This window comes from Prevotella disiens, assembly GCF_900454955.1.
GTDB lineage: Bacteria > Bacteroidota > Bacteroidia > Bacteroidales > Bacteroidaceae > Prevotella > Prevotella disiens.
Window position 1 is genome coordinate 1,629,824 of sequence record NZ_UGTL01000001.1, and the last position, 20,134, is coordinate 1,649,957.

General features: G+C 38.0%; 20 protein-coding genes. 6 read left to right on the top strand and 14 right to left on the bottom strand.

The features are described from left to right. The first annotated feature begins 103 nt into the window (after positions 1-103). Positions 104-1,744 carry a fumarate hydratase gene (locus DYI03_RS07190; RefSeq protein ID WP_025064533.1) on the top strand — a complete coding sequence of 547 codons (1,641 nt, stop codon included), beginning with the start codon at positions 104-106 and terminating at the stop codon, positions 1,742-1,744. Positions 1,745-2,268: 524 nt separating this feature from the next. Here DYI03_RS07190 and DYI03_RS07195 read toward each other — a convergent pair. From DYI03_RS07195 to gap, 6 genes are all read right to left on the bottom strand, one after another. Then, positions 2,269-3,690, bottom strand: coding sequence for a chitobiase/beta-hexosaminidase C-terminal domain-containing protein (locus DYI03_RS07195; protein ID WP_021669616.1), 1,422 nt, complete (start codon positions 3,688-3,690; stop codon positions 2,269-2,271). Between the two features lie 118 nt (positions 3,691-3,808). Further along, positions 3,809-5,587, bottom strand: a complete 1,779-nt coding sequence (locus DYI03_RS07200) for a M6 family metalloprotease domain-containing protein (RefSeq protein WP_021669615.1) — start codon at positions 5,585-5,587, stop codon at positions 3,809-3,811. Between the two features lie 26 nt (positions 5,588-5,613). Continuing rightward, a complete protein-coding gene (locus tag DYI03_RS07205; protein ID WP_021669614.1) occupies positions 5,614-6,447 on the bottom strand; it encodes an EFR1 family ferrodoxin in 834 nt (277 codons plus the stop codon). An 82-nt stretch (positions 6,448-6,529) separates the two neighbouring features. Further along, positions 6,530-7,468 (bottom strand): diacylglycerol/lipid kinase family protein, encoded by a 939-nt coding sequence (locus DYI03_RS07210; protein WP_025064534.1) that lies wholly within the window; start codon positions 7,466-7,468, stop codon positions 6,530-6,532. Between the two features lie 79 nt (positions 7,469-7,547). Next, entirely contained in the window at positions 7,548-8,486 is a 939-nt protein-coding gene (gene miaA / locus DYI03_RS07215; protein ID WP_021669612.1) for a tRNA (adenosine(37)-N6)-dimethylallyltransferase MiaA, read from the bottom strand. 87 nt (positions 8,487-8,573) lie between these two features. Further along, a complete protein-coding gene (gene gap, locus DYI03_RS07220) occupies positions 8,574-9,593 on the bottom strand; it encodes a type I glyceraldehyde-3-phosphate dehydrogenase (RefSeq protein ID WP_004355579.1) in 1,020 nt (339 codons plus the stop codon). Positions 9,594-9,813: 220 nt separating this feature from the next. On the opposite strand from gap, the gene mscL reads away from it, so the two are divergent. After that, positions 9,814-10,194, top strand: coding sequence for a large-conductance mechanosensitive channel protein MscL (mscL, locus tag DYI03_RS07225; RefSeq protein WP_021669611.1), 381 nt, complete (start codon positions 9,814-9,816; stop codon positions 10,192-10,194). A 340-nt stretch (positions 10,195-10,534) separates the two neighbouring features. On the opposite strand, the gene DYI03_RS07230 is transcribed toward mscL, so the two are convergent. Next, complete coding sequence (locus DYI03_RS07230) at positions 10,535-12,292, bottom strand: phosphoethanolamine transferase (protein WP_021669609.1); 1,758 nt, start codon at positions 12,290-12,292, stop codon at positions 10,535-10,537. 561 nt (positions 12,293-12,853) lie between these two features. Here DYI03_RS07230 and DYI03_RS07235 point away from each other — a divergent pair. Further along, positions 12,854-13,306 carry a hypothetical protein gene (locus DYI03_RS07235; protein ID WP_021669607.1) on the top strand — a complete coding sequence of 151 codons (453 nt, stop codon included), beginning with the start codon at positions 12,854-12,856 and terminating at the stop codon, positions 13,304-13,306. A gap of 54 nt (positions 13,307-13,360) precedes the next feature. Here DYI03_RS07235 and DYI03_RS07240 read toward each other — a convergent pair whose 3' ends face one another. From DYI03_RS07240 to DYI03_RS07255, 4 genes are all read right to left on the bottom strand, one after another. Then, positions 13,361-14,050 (bottom strand): porin family protein, encoded by a 690-nt coding sequence (locus tag DYI03_RS07240; protein ID WP_021669606.1) that lies wholly within the window; start codon positions 14,048-14,050, stop codon positions 13,361-13,363. Positions 14,051-14,147: 97 nt separating this feature from the next. Continuing rightward, positions 14,148-14,615: a hypothetical protein gene (locus tag DYI03_RS07245; protein WP_021669605.1), complete on the bottom strand. Its 468-nt coding sequence runs from the start codon at positions 14,613-14,615 to the stop codon at positions 14,148-14,150. A gap of 17 nt (positions 14,616-14,632) precedes the next feature. After that, complete coding sequence (locus tag DYI03_RS07250) at positions 14,633-15,103, bottom strand: hypothetical protein (RefSeq protein ID WP_147287668.1); 471 nt, start codon at positions 15,101-15,103, stop codon at positions 14,633-14,635. An 8-nt stretch (positions 15,104-15,111) separates the two neighbouring features. Beyond that, on the bottom strand, positions 15,112-15,375 hold the full coding sequence (locus tag DYI03_RS07255) for a hypothetical protein (protein ID WP_021669603.1): 264 nt from the start codon (positions 15,373-15,375) through the stop codon (positions 15,112-15,114). 417 nt (positions 15,376-15,792) lie between these two features. On the opposite strand from DYI03_RS07255, the gene DYI03_RS13860 reads away from it, so the two are divergent. Beyond that, on the top strand, positions 15,793-15,921 hold the full coding sequence (locus DYI03_RS13860) for a hypothetical protein (protein ID WP_021669601.1): 129 nt from the start codon (positions 15,793-15,795) through the stop codon (positions 15,919-15,921). A gap of 135 nt (positions 15,922-16,056) precedes the next feature. Here DYI03_RS13860 and DYI03_RS07260 read toward each other — a convergent pair whose 3' ends face one another. The 3 genes from DYI03_RS07260 to DYI03_RS07270 form a co-directional block, all read right to left on the bottom strand. Continuing rightward, positions 16,057-16,695, bottom strand: a complete 639-nt coding sequence (locus DYI03_RS07260) for a recombinase family protein (RefSeq protein WP_021669599.1) — start codon at positions 16,693-16,695, stop codon at positions 16,057-16,059. Between the two features lie 265 nt (positions 16,696-16,960). Continuing rightward, positions 16,961-17,383 (bottom strand): hypothetical protein, encoded by a 423-nt coding sequence (locus DYI03_RS07265; RefSeq protein ID WP_147287669.1) that lies wholly within the window; start codon positions 17,381-17,383, stop codon positions 16,961-16,963. 15 nt (positions 17,384-17,398) lie between these two features. Then, positions 17,399-17,692, bottom strand: coding sequence for a hypothetical protein (locus tag DYI03_RS07270; RefSeq protein WP_021669597.1), 294 nt, complete (start codon positions 17,690-17,692; stop codon positions 17,399-17,401). Positions 17,693-17,936: 244 nt separating this feature from the next. On the opposite strand from DYI03_RS07270, the gene DYI03_RS07275 reads away from it, so the two are divergent. Further along, positions 17,937-19,406 carry a hypothetical protein gene (locus DYI03_RS07275; protein WP_147287670.1) on the top strand — a complete coding sequence of 490 codons (1,470 nt, stop codon included), beginning with the start codon at positions 17,937-17,939 and terminating at the stop codon, positions 19,404-19,406. A gap of 319 nt (positions 19,407-19,725) precedes the next feature. Next, complete coding sequence (locus DYI03_RS07280; protein ID WP_021669595.1) at positions 19,726-20,118, top strand: hypothetical protein; 393 nt, start codon at positions 19,726-19,728, stop codon at positions 20,116-20,118. The last annotated feature ends 16 nt before the right edge of the window (positions 20,119-20,134 follow it).

Below are 20,134 nucleotides of genomic sequence, written 5' to 3' on the forward strand. Positions count from 1 at the left end.
ACTCTACAAAAACATTATTTAATTATTCAATAAAGACCTGACACCATGAAAAAAAAATGAGGATTAAATGCCTCATTGCATGGTGTTAGGTTATTTTTTAATTATGGCTGAATTCAAATATGCCCCAATGTTCCAATTGGGAAAAGATGAAACAGAGTACAGACTCCTATCAAAAGAAGGGGTCTCAGTAACTAATTTTGAAGGAAAAGAAATTGTAAAGGTAACCCCTCAAGCCCTTACTTTGTTGGCACAAGAGGCTTTTCACGATTGCGAATTTCTCCTTCGTCGCGCGCATAACAAGCAAGTGGCAGCTATCTTGAACGACAACGAGGCGTCAGAGAACGACAAATACGTTGCGCTACAATTCCTTCGCAATGCCGAAACGGCTGCAAAGGGTGTGTTGCCATTCTGTCAAGACACAGGTACAGCGATTATCCACGGCGAAAAAGGACAACAAATCTGGACTGGTTTCGAGGACGAAGAAGCCCTTTCGCGTGGTGTTTACAATACATTTACACAAGAAAACTTGCGCTATTCACAGAATGCTCCGCTCAATATGTACGACGAGGTGAACACAAAATGTAACCTTCCAGCACAAATTGACATCGAAGCAACTGAAGGTGCAGAGTATAAATTTGTAATGGTAGCTAAGGGTGGTGGCTCTGCCAACAAGACTTATTTCTATCCAATGACCAAAGCTACCATTCAGAACGATGGAACGCTCGTTCCGTTCTTGGTGGAAAAGATGAAGAGCCTCGGCACAGCAGCTTGTCCTCCTTACCATATTTGCTTTGTAATTGGCGGCACATCGGCTGAAAAGAACTTGCTCACTGTGAAATTGGGTAGCATTAAATACTACGATGCACTCCCTACCACAGGCGACGAAACGGGTCGTGCCTTCCGTGATATTGAGTTAGAAAAGAAAATTCTCGAAGAAGCTCATAAGATTGGACTCGGTGCGCAGTTTGGTGGCAAGTATCTTGCTCACGACATTCGCATCATTCGCCTCCCTCGCCACGGCGCAAGTGTGCCTATTGGCATGGGTGTTTCGTGTTCAGCCGACCGCAACATCAAAGGTAAAATCAACAAAGACGGTATTTGGTTGGAGAAAATGGACACCAATCCTGGTGAACTTATCCCTGAAGAATATCGCAAACCAGGCGAAGGAACAAAGGGTATTGAAATCGATTTGGACAAAGGCATCGATGCTGTTCGTGCCGAACTCACCAAATATCCAGTCGCTACTCGTGTCAATTTGAAGGGTACAATCATCGTAGCACGTGACATTGCGCACGCTAAAATCAAAGCACGCATCGATTCAGGCGAACCAATGCCACAATATTTCAAGGACTACCCAGTGCTTTATGCAGGACCTGCAAAGACTCCAAACGGACTGCCTTGCGGCTCTATGGGACCAACAACTGCCAACAGAATGGACCCATACGTTGATGAATTCCAATCTTTGGGCGGTTCGCTCGTAATGATAGCAAAGGGAAATCGCACCGAAACCGTTACCAATGCTTGCAAAAAGTATGGTGGTTTCTATCTTGGCACTATCGGTGGCGTGGCTGCGGTACTCTCACAAAGCAGCATTAAGAGTATCGAGTGCGTGGAATATCCTGAACTCGGCATGGAAGCCGTTTACAAAATTACGGTGGAAGACTTCCCAGCCTTTATCCTTGTAGACGATAAAGGTAACGATTTCTTCAAGCAATTGAAGCCATTTACAGGCTGCACAAAGTAATTTAGAACACGATAAAACAAGGAAAGAGAGAACTCATTACGGGTTCTCTCTTTCCTTATTTTACATCATCACAACTCCCCAAAGCCTACCCCAAAAACGCAACTCCATAATCCTTTGAACACTATCCAATAGAGTTTCAACCACGATGCAAGGCATTTCGCAGGAGTTTCACTATTGGGACACAACGTACTTTCATAAGAGTACTCCAGTACTTTCATAAGAGTACCCCAGTACTTTCATAAGAGTACTCCAGTACTTTCATAAGAGTACTCCAGTACTTTCACAAGAGTACTGGCACGAAACACTGCTAATCATAGTTGGTGTAACGACTTCAAAATCATTAGCAAGCAAGAATATTTTCAAAACAATAGGTTTTGGAGCGCAAAATAGGCTATTTGGTGGTGCAAAACAGGCTATTTTGAAACGCAAAACAATAGGTCTACGTTTTGATATAAAACTAAAAAAGGCGACTCCGCATTTGGAACCGCCTTGATTTATGAAACATTCAATAAGTATTAATGAAATTACTTGTTGATGAATTTCTTACCATTCTGAATAACTACACCCTTATAGTTCTTGCCAACACGTTGTCCAGCAAGGTTGTACATAGGAGCGTTTGCATTGATAGTTTCTGTTGCAACAGTGTTGATACCTTCAGTTGTGTTCTTTTCAACTTTGATGATATTGATAGAAGGAACTTCTTTGTAAACAGAAGCAACGATACCTACAACATTATATTCTGTTTCAGCATCAAAAGCCATATCTTTGTATGCGTCAAGATGGAAACCATTATAAATTTGAACCTTCTTATCGCCGTCTACAACATAGAATTTCTTAACTGGATTACCTTTTTTATCTGTTGATGCTTCAACTGTGAACTTAACTTTATCAAGTGCAACTAAGTCGCAAAGGTTATCCATAGCTTCACCAACCTTGATTGCTTTTGGTGTTGCATCGCTACCTGCTGTACGCTCAACCTTAGCAAGATTTGTTAAACCAGCAGCATAAACCAATTCAGGGATTTTATTATAAAGGTCGAATGTACCTGTAATTTCGCCCTTCAACATTTCGTTTTGCTTCAATTCTAAGTTTGCACCAACTTGATAGAAAAGAATTGCACCTGAGTTATCACGAACGTAAGTTGAAGTATTGCCCTTATTTGTTGTCCAAGTATAAAGAACTTGAGCATCGTTGAGTTTCAAAGTAGCCTTTTCCTTTGCAGCAAGTTGCTTGTATTCAGCAATAGAATTTACAACTTTAACCTCTTCCTTAGTGAAAGTCTTTTCAGCTACTGAACTTGTCTTGCCATCTTTTACAGCAATTGCCTTAACTGTGGTAGTTGCAGTAAGGTCGAATGGTTTTGTATAAAGGAATCCTGACTTTTCAGTTGGTACATCGCCATTTGTTGTGTAATAAATCTTTGCACCTTCAGCTGTCAAAGTTACAGTAGTCTTTTCTGTAAATGTTGTTTCACCAGAGATAGTTGGAGCAGCAACAGTAGTAGGGTCAGCTGCAGCGATAGTAACTTCTATTTTGCCAGCACGCACTTGATGGTTTGGTGCAGCAATATCAACACTACTTGCGTTACCAGTCCAAGTTGCTGTTTTAGCATCTCCGTCAACAACCCAACCATTCTCAGCAGCAAAGCCTGTAATTTTATTATCAAAAGCCTTTTTAGCCTCTGTTATAACAATCTTTGTTATATTAGCGGTTGAACAAGAAAAAGTTGTCTTAGAATTCTTGTAGATACGATATGGATTTTGAGCCAAAGCAGCATTGCTACTTTCGATAACAACACCTTCTTTTTCCATTTTGTCTTTATTCTTGTCTTTCATACTTGTACCTTTCTCAGTACCTGCTGTGAAAGTTACAACAGTTTGTGCATTAGCACTTACTCCTACCATTGCCAAGACGGCAATAAACGCATTTCGTAGATTTTTCTTCATTTTCAATCTTTTTTATGTTAATATAATTTGTAAAATATCTGTATACAAAAGTACGACATTTTAATGACTTAGCATAAAATCTAACATTAAAATGCTATAAAAATGCTATGAAATAATCTTACTTAACGAACTTCTTTCCTCCTTGTATATAAACTCCCTTAGGCAACATGGTTTTATCAATACCTACGAAACGTCCATCGATAGTAAAAATCTTATCATCAGTTGGCGTTTGCAGATTTGTTATTGCACTAATACTATCCGCATTTTGCTTTTCAATAAAATCGAACATAATGGTTTTTGCAGTTACGTCCTCTTTAATATTATAGATAGGCTTGTCCGTAATAGTTTGCAAATTCAACTTCATAGTTGTAATTTCAGTTACTTTCAATGGTCCCGGATATACATCATTGCGATGACTTTCCAGCCAATCCTTAAATTTAACTTTCTTACCATCAACAGAACTTTGCGAAAGTAGTTTCCCGTCAGCAGGAATAATCGTTACACCCGGACGTCCAGAAGTATTATTTACAGGGTCGTACATATTGATAAAATTATAATTATAATTGATTCGATAAACCAACATGCCATGACCAAAATATTTAACAACCCCCGCATACCAATCAACATTCTGAATATTGTGTACCACTACATATTCTTTTTCGCCCATTGGAGTAGTAATCTTACGAAATTCATCAGCTTTCAAAGTAACCTTTTGTGGAATATCTTCCAAAGGTTCCATTCTTGTCCACCCCATTGCTTCTCGCTCCCATGGGGTATAAGGAGTAGGACAATAGCCATTTGCCGTGTACTCACCACCGTCCATTATATCCCAACACTCCATGCCTTGGTCGTCAGGATTGTCTACTGGCCGGGTTGGATAAATATCTGGCAATCCCATTGTGTGAGAAAATTCATGACAGAAAAGTCCTATACCATTGATTTTAGGTTTGCCATTTGCTCCCATTTTAGCAGGTGTGCCACCCAATTCGTTACTAATTCCAAGACGTCCTACCAAATAATCACCTATTTTTAAATTATCCGATGATGTCATATAGAACGATTTTGGCCAAAGTGTTTTACTGTCATTTCCACCCCAACTTTGCGCATATCCAGAATAAATGATATAAACCAAATCAATTTTACCATCACTATTGCTATCAAATTCTTTTGGATTTACTTCTGCTGCAACAAGATTTACCGCATCTTTTACCATTTCTCTATAATGTACATCTGTACGTCCATTTTCATCAGCACCATAATAACTTTGGTCTTTTGGCATACGCACGGGACCATAAAGTTTAAATTCAGGAGTAAATTTTCCACCACTTACGAATTTAAAATAGTTGCGCACACTTCCGTAGTTCTTCTTATCCGAATTGCCAAAATCTTCCATTGTTCCTTCCTTATTCAAGTATTGGTCATAACTTTTTCTAACATTATCCAACTTGAAAGGAACATCATCAAAATCAACAAGAATTACTAAAACTTTTGGAGAGTTTAGATGTGGGAAATAAGGAGGTGTAGCTTTCCCGATAGGAGGTGTTCTTCTTGCTTTATGAAGACGGCTTTCTGCAACTCCAAAGAAAAGGTCTTTAGCTTGCGCCTTAGCCAATTTTTGTTCAGCAACACTACGTTTCTCTACATCATGCGCTAAGATTTCAGAAGCTATGATATTGCCATTTTCATCTATTTTAGCTACATAATAGCCTTTATTGACTTGAGTTACAATTGTACCATCAAGCGTTGAAATCCAGCTAAAATGCTCATCACCACGCATGATAAGTGTTACTTGAGTTCCATCAGGTTGAGTTACAACAAACGGACGAGGATTTGCCTTTGCAGCTTTTGCAAGGATAGCTACTGCTATCAAGCAAAGAGTAAGTAAGATTTTTCTCATTCTTATTTAACTTTTAAATTTATTTCTTATCTCAATTTACGTCTTCCAAAGAAGTATTGTCCTTTATTTTTGGTTCTATTTCCGTATTCTATGGCGTGATGTGGGCAATGATGATAGCACGAAAAACATGTCAAACATTTGCCATTATTGAGCCATTGTGGCTCGTTTCCCAGTCCGCCCGCAATGTCATTGACAGGACAAACATTGGCACAGATGCCACATTTTACACATTTTGCACGCTCCACACGAAAAGGTTTGTCCGTAATTAGCCAATGAGTGAAGAATGCTCCAACAGGTCCAGAGAGAATATCAGGGCATGTACCACGATGTATGCTCTCCCACCCTATTGGGTGTTTGCCTGCTTTTCTTTCTTTGTTGTTAATGATAGATGCGAAATGGACTATCCTTTTCTTTGCTGTTGCAATCTTTTCTTGTTCTTTTTCAGCCGTATCAACGTCCATTCCAGGGAGCCCAACATAGGATTCTGGCATTAAAACAGAAGCTACTGCGTGGAGTTTTATTGGATTTTTAGATTTAATTTTGCCCAGAAGTTTCACAAATCGTTCCATTGTTCGTCCCGTAGAATCGCCTGTTGTAAGCAAACAGAAAGCATAATGCTCTTCTGTTGCCTGCTTATCGGCTTCGCTAAGCGACAAAGATTGCATAAATTCGATAACTATTTTCGGTACGCGCCACCCATGTACAGGGAACACAAAGCCAATGCTTTCGCCTCGATTGAGCGTAAAATGACAATTAGTTTGTAATGCTTCTGCGATAGAAACAATTGGTTCTCCCGTTTTCTGTTCAAGTTCTTGGGCAGCCCAACGACTATTGCCAGTCCCCGAAAAGTAGAATATCATATTGCAAATATATGAGAAAAATTCCGAAATACCCAAAAGTTAGAGGTTAATAATATTTATTCTCTTTACTTAATAGGAAACCTTAAACTGGAATTAAGAAATTAATAACTTCCTTTTCTACCATTATTTTAAAAGGGCCAACAGGGGTTTTTGACATCAAACGTCCATCAATACCGATTAAAGTGCGTGGTTCAACTTGCATTTCCAACTCCTGCGCACGATATGGGTGGACACTTCTATGATTCAAAAACTTCCCTCGCAAGAATAGATAAATGCCTTCAAAGAGTTGTGTTACTTCGGGGTGATAGACCACAGAAACGTCTAATTGCCCATTGTAAGGAACAGCATTTGGCGTTTGTCCATAGCCTTTTGCGTTGCCAACACATACGGTCATCACTTTACGTTTAATGACATCGGTATTGATTTTAATGTGCATGTGGAAATCTAATCGTTGGAAAGCCAACAAAATAAAAGAGAAAATGAAAGACAAACTGCGTGAACCAAAGAGGTTACGGGTACGGCGGCGAAGGTTCATAATGGTGGCTATCAACCCGACATTGATACAATTCAAGAAATAACGATGGCATTTTTCGCCTTTCCTATTTGTGTAACGAATGCAACCAAGGTCTATTTTGCGAACACGATGTGCCTTCAACGACTCTATTGTCGTTTCAATATCATCGTCTTCGAAGCCCCAAAAATGAGCAAAATCGTTCATTACTCCATTAGGAATTACACCGATACAAGTGCGCTCGCGAACTTCTTTGTCTTCGTGCATGAGGACATTTATGGTATCATTCAAAGCAGAATCGCCTCCAAAGATAATGATAGTTCGGTAGCCGTTGCCTATCATCATTCTGATAAGCCTATCAACACCAGCAGAACTTTCGCTCTGTATCATATCAAAATCAATGTTGTTAGCTTTAAGACATTGCTCAACATGCTCCCAACGTTTGTGTGGATTGCTTAATAATCCGCCTTTTGGGCAATAAAGTATGCCCCATTTCTTTTCGTCTACCATACTTTCCCTTTTTATAATAATGGCTTTTGACATTAAATCATCACTCTTTTTAACAAAAAAAGTAATAGATAATAACAAATTAGCCTATTTTTTCTTTTTCTATAAGCGATTGAACGTAAGCAATTTTCTCGTCCAATGGCTTTCCTGCATCTATCCAATTTATATGAAAGCCACGACGTTCCATGCCACGAAACCACGTCATTTGGCGTTTGGAAAACTGATGAATGGCAATTTCTAAGTTGCGAAACATCTCTTCGTAAGTGAGTTTGCCAATGACATATTGGGTAACAAATTTATATTCCAACCCATAATAGATAAGGTCGTCGGCAGGAATGCCCGATTCGAGCAATGTTTTTATTTCATCGACCATGCCCTCTTCCAACCTAACTCGCAAGCGTTTTGTAATTTTCTGACGACGTTCTTCACGACTAATATCCACGCCAACAATGATAGAATCGATAGTTGGCATTGCACGGTCAGGAGTTGGGTGTTCCAATTCGTAGGTTTCAATTTCGATAGCACGAATTGCACGCTTTGTAGTGTCTACATCGGTGCGATTGTGCATAGCCGAATGATTCTTTTCTTTCAACTCTGCAAGAATGTTTGTCAATTCCTCGAGCGTTTTATCTTCCAAATTGGCACGCAACTGTGGGTTTTGTGGAACTGGCGACAAGGCGTATCCTTTTAAAACAGCCTCAACATAAAGTCCTGTTCCTCCACAAAGTATAACAGGTTTCTCTCGCTTTTTTATATCTTCGTATGCCTTTTGAAAGTCGTTTTGGTATTGAAAAAGATTGTATTTGGTACCAGGTTCGACAATATCTATCAAATGATAAGGCACTTTTTTGCCATTTATTTCATAGTCGGCAAGGTCTTTTCCTGTGCCAATATCCATTCTTCGGTAGACCTGTCGGCTATCTGCACTAATAACTTCTGCCCCTATTGAAGCAGCAAGCGCAGTGGCAAAATTAGTTTTTCCACTTGCCGTGGGACCTATTATCGTTATCATCTTCTCCATATTACCGCACAAATATAATAAAAAAAAGCCATTCGGCAATCACCGAATGGCTTTTTAATATTGTTTTCTTACAAATTTGCTGTTGGATTAGCCATTAACCTTAGCCATGTGCTTAATCAATTCAACAACCTTGTGTGAGTAACCAATTTCATTGTCGTACCAAGATACAACTTTTACGAAAGTATCTGTAAGTGCAATACCAGCCTTTGCATCAAAGATAGATGTGCGTGGGTCGCCAAGGAAGTCAGAAGAAACAACTGCGTCTTCTGTGTAACCAAGAATACCCTTCAATTCGCCTTCTGAAGCAGCCTTCATAGCAGCGCAAATTTCTTCATATTTAGCAGGCTTAGCCAAGTTTACAGTAAGGTCAACAACAGAAACGTCCAAAGTTGGAACACGCATTGACATACCTGTGAGCTTGCCGTTAAGTTCAGGAATTACCTTACCTACAGCCTTAGCAGCACCTGTTGAAGAAGGAATGATATTGCCTGCAGCAGCACGACCACCACGCCAATCCTTCATAGAAGGACCGTCAACAGTTTTTTGAGTAGCTGTTGTAGAGTGAACTGTTGTCATCAAACCATCAGTAATACCGAACTTGTCGTTCAAAACCTTAGCGATAGGAGCCAAACAGTTGGTTGTACAAGATGCGTTAGAAACGAATTGAGTTCCTTTAACGTATTTATCGTGGTTTACACCGCAAACGAACATTGGAGTATCGTCCTTAGAAGGAGCTGACATAACAACATATTTAGCACCTGCATCGATGTGAGCTTGAGATTTTTCCTTTGTAAGGAAAAGGCCAGTAGATTCTACTACATATTCAGCACCGATTTCATTCCACTTCAAGTCAGCAGGATTGCGCTCAGCAGTAACACGGATTACGTTACCATTAACGATAAGTTGTGATTTTTCAACATCAGCTTCGATAGTTCCGTTGAAGATACCGTGCATTGTATCATACTTCAACATGTAAGCAAGATAGTCAACTGGGCAGAGGTCATTGATACCTACAACAACTACATCTTTAGCGTTTGCCTCTTCAAGACTTGCGCGGAATACGAAACGACCGATACGGCCAAAGCCGTTAATACCAATTTTAATCATTTGTCTTTATTTAAAGTGAATACTATATTACAACTTCTTACAAAAGAAAAAAGTAATATTTTAATCTTTTCGTATGCAAAGATACAAAAAAAATATTATATTTGCAATCGAAAAGAGTATTAAACATTATTAAATAAAGGTGCATTTGAGGATAACATGATTTATATTAAGAAATTTAATCATTGCTTCTCTCTTACTACATCTATTAAAAAATTATTTTATGGGATTTCTAAAAGAATTTAAAGCTTTCGCCATGCGTGGCAATGTTATGGACATGGCTGTCGGTGTTATCATCGGTGGGGCATTTGGGAAGATTGTATCTTCATTAGTTGACGATATTTTTATGCCAATAATTGGTGTTCTTACTGGTGGAATAGACTTCAGCAAAGTGAGCATTATGGTAGGCGATGCGGAAGTAAAATATGGTATGTTTATTCAAAACATCATTGACTTCCTCATTATCGCTATTTGTATCTTCACGATGATTAAGGCTATGAATAGTCTTTCCAAGAAGAAAGAAGAAGAACCAGCAGCACCAGCTGAACCTTCTAACGAAGAGAAATTGCTCGGTGAAATTCGTGATTTGTTGAAAAATAAGTAATTTTTCCTCCTTTAAACGTAAGAGGTATATATACAAAAAGGCGCACTTCTTTCGGTGCGCCTTTCTGTTTTTATTGCTCTGTAAAATCATTATGGGGGCAAAATAAATGAAGTTTTGTTTCTTGAACCATAGGAAATTTTAAACAATCGCATATTACACTGAAAATCAACAACTTATACTTACACGTTTCAAATCTATTATTTTACCACAGAAAACAGCCTGTTTTGAGCGTTAAAACCTATTGTTTTGAAGGGTAAAATAGACACTTTTAAAATCATAGCTATTAGGCGTTGTTCTAAAATCCACAAACAAGTAGAAAAAATCAACATTTCTTAACCTTTTATTGTCGCATAGCTACATCGTAATCAATGCGGTTTAACACCTTGCGAGAACGTTGCTTATTGTATTGTGGTGTAAGCATACAGCGGTCAGCCTTATAGGCTTTTGTTTCGATTCCAGCCAAATAGAAGAGCAAATGAGGCAAATCGTCTGTCATAAATTTATTGGTTCGGGCTTGATGAATTTGCTTGAACAATTCGTGATGAGTAGCTTTATAAACAGGCGAACACCATATCCAAAAAGGTATTTCAAACTCTTCATGATATTTCTTCACGTCTATTTGCTCGACTTCGGTCAGTCTGCCTGCCATTCTTACGTCTTTACCATAACATTCTTCGCCATGGTCGGATAAATAAATCACAATTGCATTTTCATTTCTGAATTGTTCTACTATCTTGCTCAACACAAAGTCGTTATAAAGCGTAGCATTGTCATATTGAGCTATGGTTTCTTTTTCCTCATTGGTTAAATCTTTGCGTGGATAATCGCTGATTCCAAATTTTGCCATGGTGGGTTTACAACGCATAGAATACTGAAAATGCTGTCCTAAAAGATGAAAAATAACCAATTGTGGTTGCCTTTTCTTTCCAACAATAGCCTGATAATCGCTTAAAAGTTCGTCGTCATATTCATGAATATTGGCATTTCTATCGTCAAACATTTGCTCATTTAGTTGTGGGTGGTTCAAGAAAAATCCACCAGAAAGATTGTTTACCCAATCTGGAGTATAATTCACGCCATAGGGAAATTGGTTCGACAAGAAGCTAACACGATAGCCTGCTTTTTTGAATAATGTGGGAAAAAGTGCCACCTCGCTCCAATCGGTCTTGTCGCCAACAGATTGGAGGGAGAAAATTTGTTTGAAAACTCTGCTCGTTAAGTTCCATGGGGCAATGACATCGGTAAAAACAGCTAACGAATCTTTGCCTTTCATCATGGCTAATTGGTTGGGAGTGGTGGGTTTATTGTAGCCATAGAGTTGAGAATGGTGACGGTTGGCACTTTCACCTATTATTAAAACAATGGTAGGGGAAGTGAATTTGCACGAATCAACCGCAACCATAGTATTGGCTTTTATAACGCCTTCCACTTGCTTTCCTATTAAATAATTGGTGTAAAGTCCGTAAGCAACACGTTCAACGGGGTGGTAAATATGGGCAAAACCATTGACAACAGCTACTTCGAGTTCGGATAAATTCTTTGCAGAATACAATTGAATTTTATCGAAAAGACTGATTGTTGTTCCTATTAAAATGCTGATAAACAGTGAGAAAGAAATAAGATGATGTCGTAAAAAATGGTCTTTTATTTGGGTTTTCCTTATCGCCATGAACGCATGACAAAGGGCAAGTAAGAGAATTATGCCTACTGTGGAAAACAAAATTTCGGGTTTAATGTATTGTGAGCAGAACTCTGCCGACTCTCTGCCTGTAGTTTCTTGCGCCAATAGCAACATGGTTGGCGAAAGTGGCGTACCAAAGAGTGTTTTACACCCTGCATCGGCAATGGCTATTGCATAAATGCCACAACTTAAAACGAAGCGCAACACACGGCGCAAGGTAGATTTGAAAATGCTTAATATGGCACAAAGCCAATAAACATCAGCTAAAAGTTCGATATAACCCCAAAGATTTCGATGACTTATATGGGTTATTGCGCCCACCAAAAGCATAAAAACAAAAAATAATTTGTTCTTTTCTATGGGTTTTAGCAAATACGTTGCAAACGTTAAACTACGCATTCTTTGTTTTAATTGCATTGCTTTTTCATTTTTCTTTGATTCATTTTTGGCTAAGAGGGGTATTCTCTCATTCGCCTTCGTATGGCTGAATGGCTGAAAGTTTGTTCCTTCTTCTAATATTTAAGGTGGGTTTCTTGCGGTGGTAGTTTTTAGAATCCAACCTAAAACTATCTTTATCAAAAAAAGCCTCAACTCCTATTAGCAAAGTTAAGGCTTCTATTTTTATGATTTAACGAATAGCTTGTTTCTATTCCCACTCAACACGGCAAAGCAGCTTTTGGTTTGCTTATAATCATCATATTATCAGTAATTTATACCATATACTTGGCATTATAGCTACTTAGCTGGTGTCCGTTTCTGGTGTTCATTCTGTTTTCTTATAAACTAAGACCTGCAAGCACACGCCTCATCTTGCATCGTTGTGCTACCGTCTTTCGTGCTGCAAATATAGGGAAAATAGCCCGTACCAGCAAGGATTTATAATAATATATGGTGGTAAGTCCTTATTTTATAGGTGATTTATTCGTTTTTCTCGGATTTTTTTAGTAAACTTTGTAGGCAGAAACCAAAACAAGCAAGATGACATTAAGATACGAGGACATGAGCAAGAACGAGAGGTTTGCAGCTACTATGGGCAATCTCTTACGGATGGCTTTGGGCGTTGCCAAAGACAGAATAGTGAAAGTTGATAAACTTATAGGCAATTGTGTTTACTTTAAGGAGGGGCATGGGCTTGAAGAAGTGGATGAATATAACGCCTTTCTCTACTTCGTCAATCGTAAGGTGTTCAACAAGAAGTTTTGGGAGGAGGCTGAACTTTGCGATTGCTCAAACACAGACATTGAGAAGCAACGCCTCATTGCCTACTTTGGAGAGCATAGCCCCTTGGTAAACTTTGAGCATCCTTCGGCTTACGAATACATCTGCTACCAGCTCATAGATGACATATACACGCACGATACAACAGAGCGTATCAAGGTGCTTGAAATTTTCAAAACCTTTGCACTGTTGGTTTACAAAACCACAAAATAAAAGCCCCTTGTCTCCGTATGGGCAAAGGGCATTATAGGCAGAATTATTATTAGTTTAGAACTTATAGCCTAACTTTATACTTAGACTTCTATTCTTTGCACCAGGAGTTAAATCTAACACTTCGGAGTTTTCTTCTGTTCCCTCTTTCTCCAAATTAGAGCCTTTATATAAATCAATAAATCCAAAGTCATATCCAACAGAAATGGTGAACTTTTGTGCCAATTCTACACCAAATTGTAAACCGAGACCAACATCAAATCGTTTGAGTCCATCAAAAGTTTTTACAGTTCTTTCGTTATGCTTGATTTTTCCCTTGTTATAGAGTTCTTCATCAAGTTCTTTACCCTCAGAATTACCAAACAAACCAACTCCGATATATGGTCCTGCCTCTCCAAAGATAGCAAATTTTGGATTTACCGAATAGTGATACCCTATGTGGATAGGTATATCCAAATAATATGAAGAAACGGTCCATCTACCCAAATCACCTAAATCTAAGTCTGTTCCTTTTCTTTCCAAGAAAGCTCCAGAACTTAGATAAATTCCATCTGAAATAGTTGGCATTTCTAAAATGCCCTTTACTCCCACACCAAAGCCGAAACGAGACCCCATAGAACCAAGTTTGGAAGAATTAAATTCTACCAATCCTTCCCATTTAATGTTGCTCAACTTGGCAGTAGACTGTGCTTGAACTTGCAATGCAACAATCAAGCAAAGTACAACTAAATAAAATTTTTGCTTCATAATTAAATAAATTATCTGTTATTAAATCTACCTATTCATAGTATCTTCATTGTCTTGTTTATAAACTGCATTGACAGAGTATAAAACAACAATTCGTTTAGAACTTATATTTTGCCCCAAGCGTAACATTTGCTTTTAATTTTTCAAAGCCTATCCATATTGCGTTAGGAGCAATAAAGACACCGAAGTTATCTTTTATATTATAATTCACTCTTACACCTCCATTGAAGGCAAATGCTTGATGATTTGTCTCTTCATATTTGTTTTTAGTACCGCCGATACCAAGAATTAGCTCTGTATTGATTGGCAGCTTTCTTACTTTATCCTTTGTAAGATTTTTCACCCAGTTTATCATAAGCGACATCTGCTCAAGGTCTGTGTTTCTTAACTGCTGTCTGAATTGAATTTCAATTCCGCCATACTTGGAGAGGTATCTTCCGATGCTCACATCTACATAACTCACATCTACACCTACTCCTGCTGTTGCCTGCCATTTCTTGCTTTGGGCATTAAGGTTACTCACGGCCATAAGCAGTACTAAAAAGATTAAACTAATTTTCTTCATAAAATTTGTTGTTTGCTTTATAGTTTAACATTGATAATTCTAAAATCATTTTTGGTATCTATAATTACACCATTGGCATTTAACTTACGAGCATGCCGTACAGCCTTCTTCAAAAGGTTTCTTCCTATCAAGGTGCGTTCCGTTCTTACTAATGGAAACAACCAAGGATAATAAGAGCCAAATGCCACGACCTCAAAATCTTTGTCCAATTCTCGCTCGCTCATATAGATGGCGACTGCCATGCAAGTGTCTGCTTTTATAGTATCGCCATTGCAATACCTTTCTTTTAGCTCTTTTGTTTCAAAATAACCTGACCTTGGTGTAAGGGCAATACTTCCTACCTTTACTGCTCCTGCTCCTGCTTTCACTAATGTAACCATCGTGCTGCAAGATGACAGACCAAGGCATAAGAGCGAAAAAGCTATTACACGATGCTTCGGTATGCGGTGTAGATTATGATAGATGATTGCCAAAATACAAGTTGCCAAAGGGTGTTTTAGAAAGGATACTCAATACCCTTGGAAGATAAAAAATGCTGAAAGGCAGGATATATTTTCGTTTCTTTCAGTAGTCTCAATTCTTCTGTATTGAGTTCACTAACCTGCTCTACTTTGTCTAAAGCGGCATTTAGTCGTTCATAACTTTCATCATCAAGGTCTCCTTCGTAATCTTCCATATATTTACGAAACTCCCTTATTTGCTCATCTGACCATGAAAATTTGATGGTCTTCTTTTCTGATTGTTTCAGATTGTCTTCCATAGGGATAGGCTTTAATCTGTGATATGTAGTTTCGACCCTAAACTACAACAAAAAGAAATATTATCACAGCCATACAGAAAAAGTGGAGTCGAAAACCTACCAATCCTTCTCTGTGTGGGTCTGGACTCCCAATGGCAAAAAGGAGAGGGGGTACAACTCCACTGGATGTATTTCGTTGATACGAATACAAACAGAGAGTGTAATCCCGCTAACCTGCTTGCCAGTTGAAATTGTCCAGATTTCACAGAGCAGTGTTTAGTGAAGATACACTTTTATCAATATGTCTACCGCAAAACAGTATTGACAGCAATGCGATGGTGCAAATATACAGATTTTAACTAAGATGTACAAATAAACAAGCATATATTTGCCGTTTTCGATATAAATTTCTAATCTTTGCATAATAAATCGGTAAAAATGCTAAAAGAAGAAGGTATAAATGAGGTGCTTAAGAAAGTGAAAGAAACTGATGTAACGGCATTCCAGCGGTATCCTTTTCATAGAGGAAGCATCCGAGGCACACGAAACAAGCATGAAGAAACCTAAGAACAAAGGGAGGATTGACAAAAGACATCCACAGAACAACGCTAAGTTCATAAGTGAGTTTAAGAAAAACAAGACTTTGACCTTGCTACCTATTGAAACAAAATAAGGTGGAGCATTACGCCCCACCTTATTATATCATACAGCCATTGCAATAGCTTTTACCTTTCTCAATGTATTCACCGCTGTATTTGTGATTTGGCTCACATTGCGAAGAGACAAGCCTTTTTTGAGCAACTTCACTTCTGCCTTATACTGCTCGAGCATCTGCTCATCCGTTTTTCGATAGCCCTCTTTGCGCCCCACCTTACCTCCTTGCGTGCGAAAGTGATTGTAACCGCTTTCCATGCGTGAACGGATAAGTGAGCGTTCCATCGAGTTGAATTGAGCAAGGATGCCCAAGACGAGATTTGCGATGGGATTAACTTGACCATTGGGAAGAAGCGTCTCTAAACCATTTTGTAGAATGAAGAGGCTCACCTTCATCGTGTTGAACTGTTCGATGATACTCAAGAAATCAACTGCCCTTCTTGAAAGTCGGCTACACTCATATATAAGCACCTTGTCAATCTTGCTGCTTACAACAAAGTTAAGAAGCTCGGTCAGTGCATCACGCTCTGCAATCTTCTTCGCTCCGCTAATCTTCTCCGAGAACTCTTTGACCACAATATAGCCCATTTTCTCAGCATACTCTCTCAAGTCGGCTAATTGTCGTTCGTAGTCTTGGCTACTCGTTGAAACTCTTGCATAGATGCAAACCCTTGTCTTTGTACACATATAATCTTTTAAGTTAGAATGACACGCAAAAATCTTTGAAACCTACTTGCTTATAAGATTAAATTGCATCACATTTAATTTGATACAAAGATACAGGATTTCCAGTTATCCTGCAACTATATAATGTTATAAATCCCTGTTTTTCAATAAGATATACTACATTAAAGATATTGCTTTGCTTGTGGAAGATAGAAAATTGATGCATCAATCACACTAAACAGATAGCCTGTGCTGATACTCAATGACTTATCGCATTTTAGCCTTATTAGGCCGTACCCAACCTTGAGTTGAAGATGTCAAAATCATACTCTTGATTGCCATTTCCAAGCATAGCTCTTAAAAGCATATCAACCTTGAGGTGGAAAAGCAATGATGTTATAACTTCTGTTACAGCACGGGTTAGGTCGGTTCTGCTAATCTCCCAAATGGCTTGCACATTTTCAACATTAAATGTATTGCAGCCCACTCTCTCTTCTAAGCTCATTGCCAATCCATCAATAGCATCCCTTAATAAGTCGTTACCCTCAATAATTTCGGCAACCCCATCCGTTGTATCAAGCACACGGAAGAGTATATTCTGAAAGTGGTTTATACAACGCTCATCATCTATGGTATTATGTTCTTTTGCAGCTTTCTTCATTCCTTTCTTTATCACATCCTTATTAAAATGTCTTTTGATATTCTTCATAGTCTTCATCGTTCTCTATTTTATCTTTTTATTTTCAGTTCTTTCTATGGTTTGTTTAAGCATCGAAAGGTCGAGCAATGCATCTTTTAGTTCCTCAAAATTTACATCTGCCTTGCCCTTAATCTTTGTCATTTGCTCTTCAAGGCCTTGTCCATCCGTTTCTTGTTGATGGACTAAAATCGCATCGTATAGCTTTGCCTTTTGCCTCAACCTATCGTATCTTTTCTTTTGGCTCTCACTGATTTTCCTTTTAGCCTCATCGGTGTGAGGTTGAGAGCGTTTCTTATTTTCTTCTCCGTAAATTATCATCGTTACTTTTCTTTTTTACTTACTATATATAAATATCAAGTAAGTTATAAAAAGTAAGTTCAAACTTGCTTTTAGGATATTTTTTTTATATCTTTGCTCAAATGAGATTTGGTCGTGAGACCGAAAACATAATATTTTAACATGATAAGAAAGGTAGAAGAAGGAGGTATAAAATATGTATAGTACCTCAACGAAGGTTTACTCGTACCAACAAAAACGAGAGAGTAAAATAAACTTCCAAGCGATGAAGTTTGAGAGTAGAGACACTGACCTAAAGGCTTTCGTAGAGTATGTAAAGAACGGTCATGCCATCACACATATTTTCAAAGACAACAGACGAATTAAGGATAACTATATGTGTACCTCGTTTATTTGTCTTGACATAGATGGATGTCCGATTGATATGCCTATGATGATTGAGAGGATTGCCAAGAAGCCTACGATGGCTTACTACACGGCAAGCAATGGGTATAAGGGAGAAGGTTTCAGATACCGTTTTATCTATCTCTTTGATGAACTTATAGACAAGTGCCATTATCAACCTTTGGTTTGTTCCATCAACCATTACTTGAAAGACTGTGTTCCTGAATTTGAAAACGATGACAACTGTTCGGAAAACATCAATCAGCTTTACTTTGGATGCGATTGCTCTGAAACAAATTTGATAGTCAATGCAGATAGCATCTATCACCTAAGCGAATTTCCACATGAGCCTAAGAACAATGAGAAAATGGAGGGCAGAAAGGAAAAGAAAGCTAAAGCAAAGATGCCTCAAACAGATTTTTTCAATGACCTATGCAAATTCTCTCCTTGGGATTTTCTCAACAAGTATCGTTCGGTATTCCAAGTGCAAGACCATTCTAACCCTATAGCATACAGATATGGTGCTTTTATTTTTGATGGGAAAAAGTATGAAGAGGTTTGCCGTCCCCTAATCAAAGATAGGCTAATCGCAAGCAAGGATAATCTAAAAGTTGTTACCATCAAGGATGGACAACACCGAAGAAAGAAGCTCTGTGCTGATGCCATCCAATATAGGCGCATTAACCCAAAGATAACTCTTGAAAATTTAGTCTATGATTTGATGTATGAAATCTATGTCATTGGAAAATACGATAATACCGACAATGTACTGAATACTTTTGAAGTCTATAAGATAGCTGACTATGCATCATCGTTATCCATTGAAGAAATAATGCAAAGTGAATATAAAGGAAACAAGCACTTATTTCGTCTTGATAATGACTATTGTAAGAAGCATCATCTTGAACCTAAATCTTATTGCAAAACAGTTGCTAAACTTTTGAGGATGGAAAAGATTTTACCTTTATACAATTCTACTCTAACTATTATAGAGAATGTTGAGAACCTAAGAAATGATGGTATCAAGATTTCAGAGAAAACCTTATCAAGGTATTTGAAAGATGGAGATGTAAGTATGGTTTGGGAGCATATTCAAAATGGTTTTTCGGGAAAGGACAATAAAGCATATAATAATAACCCTCCAACAATTATGTTTCAAAGTCCAATTCCAGAAAAAAGGAGATATACTGATGATGAGATTGGAGAGTTATACGATGTCTCAAAATCGTTGAAGGATAACTTACAAAATCTTAAGCAGAATGGAATACACATTGGGAAAGATAGGCTATACAGCTTTTGTAAAAGGCATCATATAGAAACCAATCCTAACAAAAATACCTTGACAAATTAACAATTATTTAGATTTGGTGTTTGCTTTTAGATTTTATTTCTTATACCTTTGCTTTGGTAGTATCATTCAGATATAAGCCTACCTTGATTTCAACGCTTATACTTGAATGAGGAATATTCCAAGAGATGGTCATTCTTGAAACCATCAAAAAATATATTCAGGAATATTCGCTAAACAGATGAGTATGATTAAATGCTTTTGAAAGTTAGGGGGACGGCCTCGTTCTCTACATGGGAGGGCCGTCCCTATACTTTTTTAAGTTGAGGTTAAGAAGAATATACCTCTATTAAAATATTCTTCAAATAAAATATTTTGACACATGATAAGCACAAACATTTCTATTGAGGATGAATTTTCGTTTAATGTGTACTTCAACTTGAACAAGAAGTACAAGAATAACAAGTATGAGATTGTACTCAAATCAAAGATAAAAGGGGAAAAAGTATCAATTCCAATAGGAGCTAAGATTGAAAAAGACTTTTGGATTAAGCGAGATGCTACACATCCTTATGAGAAGGCTAAGGTGGATAGTTCAAGTGGAGCAGTGAAGCAGAAAGAATGTAAGGCTATCAATAAGAAAATTGAGAAGCTATTGAGCTATTGCCACGATTATGCAGATGCAGTGAATATTGCGCCAACTGAAAATGAAATCATAGAGTATAATGCATCCACTTTCAAAGAGTTTATTCAAAAAAAGCTAACCCAAGTTTAACACCTATCATCGTAGA

Bases quoted from the DNA above. Each gene is read 5' to 3' on its own strand.
- DYI03_RS07190 (WP_025064533.1), top strand. From the start codon at position 104: ATGGCTGAATTCAAATATGCCCCAATGTTCCAATTGGGAAAAGATGAA.
- DYI03_RS07195 (WP_021669616.1), bottom strand. From the start codon at position 3,690: ATGAAGAAAAATCTACGAAATGCGTTTATTGCCGTCTTGGCAATGGTA.
- DYI03_RS07200 (WP_021669615.1), bottom strand. From the start codon at position 5,587: ATGAGAAAAATCTTACTTACTCTTTGCTTGATAGCAGTAGCTATCCTT.
- DYI03_RS07205 (WP_021669614.1), bottom strand. From the start codon at position 6,447: ATGATATTCTACTTTTCGGGGACTGGCAATAGTCGTTGGGCTGCCCAA.
- DYI03_RS07210 (WP_025064534.1), bottom strand. From the start codon at position 7,468: ATGGTAGACGAAAAGAAATGGGGCATACTTTATTGCCCAAAAGGCGGA.
- miaA (WP_021669612.1), bottom strand. From the start codon at position 8,486: ATGGAGAAGATGATAACGATAATAGGTCCCACGGCAAGTGGAAAAACT.
- gap (WP_004355579.1), bottom strand. From the start codon at position 9,593: ATGATTAAAATTGGTATTAACGGCTTTGGCCGTATCGGTCGTTTCGTA.
- mscL (WP_021669611.1), top strand. From the start codon at position 9,814: ATGGGATTTCTAAAAGAATTTAAAGCTTTCGCCATGCGTGGCAATGTT.
- DYI03_RS07230 (WP_021669609.1), bottom strand. From the start codon at position 12,292: ATGCAATTAAAACAAAGAATGCGTAGTTTAACGTTTGCAACGTATTTG.
- DYI03_RS07235 (WP_021669607.1), top strand. From the start codon at position 12,854: ATGACATTAAGATACGAGGACATGAGCAAGAACGAGAGGTTTGCAGCT.
- DYI03_RS07240 (WP_021669606.1), bottom strand. From the start codon at position 14,050: ATGAAGCAAAAATTTTATTTAGTTGTACTTTGCTTGATTGTTGCATTG.
- DYI03_RS07245 (WP_021669605.1), bottom strand. From the start codon at position 14,615: ATGAAGAAAATTAGTTTAATCTTTTTAGTACTGCTTATGGCCGTGAGT.
- DYI03_RS07255 (WP_021669603.1), bottom strand. From the start codon at position 15,375: ATGGAAGACAATCTGAAACAATCAGAAAAGAAGACCATCAAATTTTCA.
- DYI03_RS13860 (WP_021669601.1), top strand. From the start codon at position 15,793: ATGCTAAAAGAAGAAGGTATAAATGAGGTGCTTAAGAAAGTGAAAGAA.
- DYI03_RS07260 (WP_021669599.1), bottom strand. From the start codon at position 16,695: ATGTGTACAAAGACAAGGGTTTGCATCTATGCAAGAGTTTCAACGAGT.
- DYI03_RS07265 (WP_147287669.1), bottom strand. From the start codon at position 17,383: ATGAAGAATATCAAAAGACATTTTAATAAGGATGTGATAAAGAAAGGA.
- DYI03_RS07270 (WP_021669597.1), bottom strand. From the start codon at position 17,692: ATGATAATTTACGGAGAAGAAAATAAGAAACGCTCTCAACCTCACACC.
- DYI03_RS07275 (WP_147287670.1), top strand. From the start codon at position 17,937: ATGAAGTTTGAGAGTAGAGACACTGACCTAAAGGCTTTCGTAGAGTAT.
- DYI03_RS07280 (WP_021669595.1), top strand. From the start codon at position 19,726: ATGATAAGCACAAACATTTCTATTGAGGATGAATTTTCGTTTAATGTG.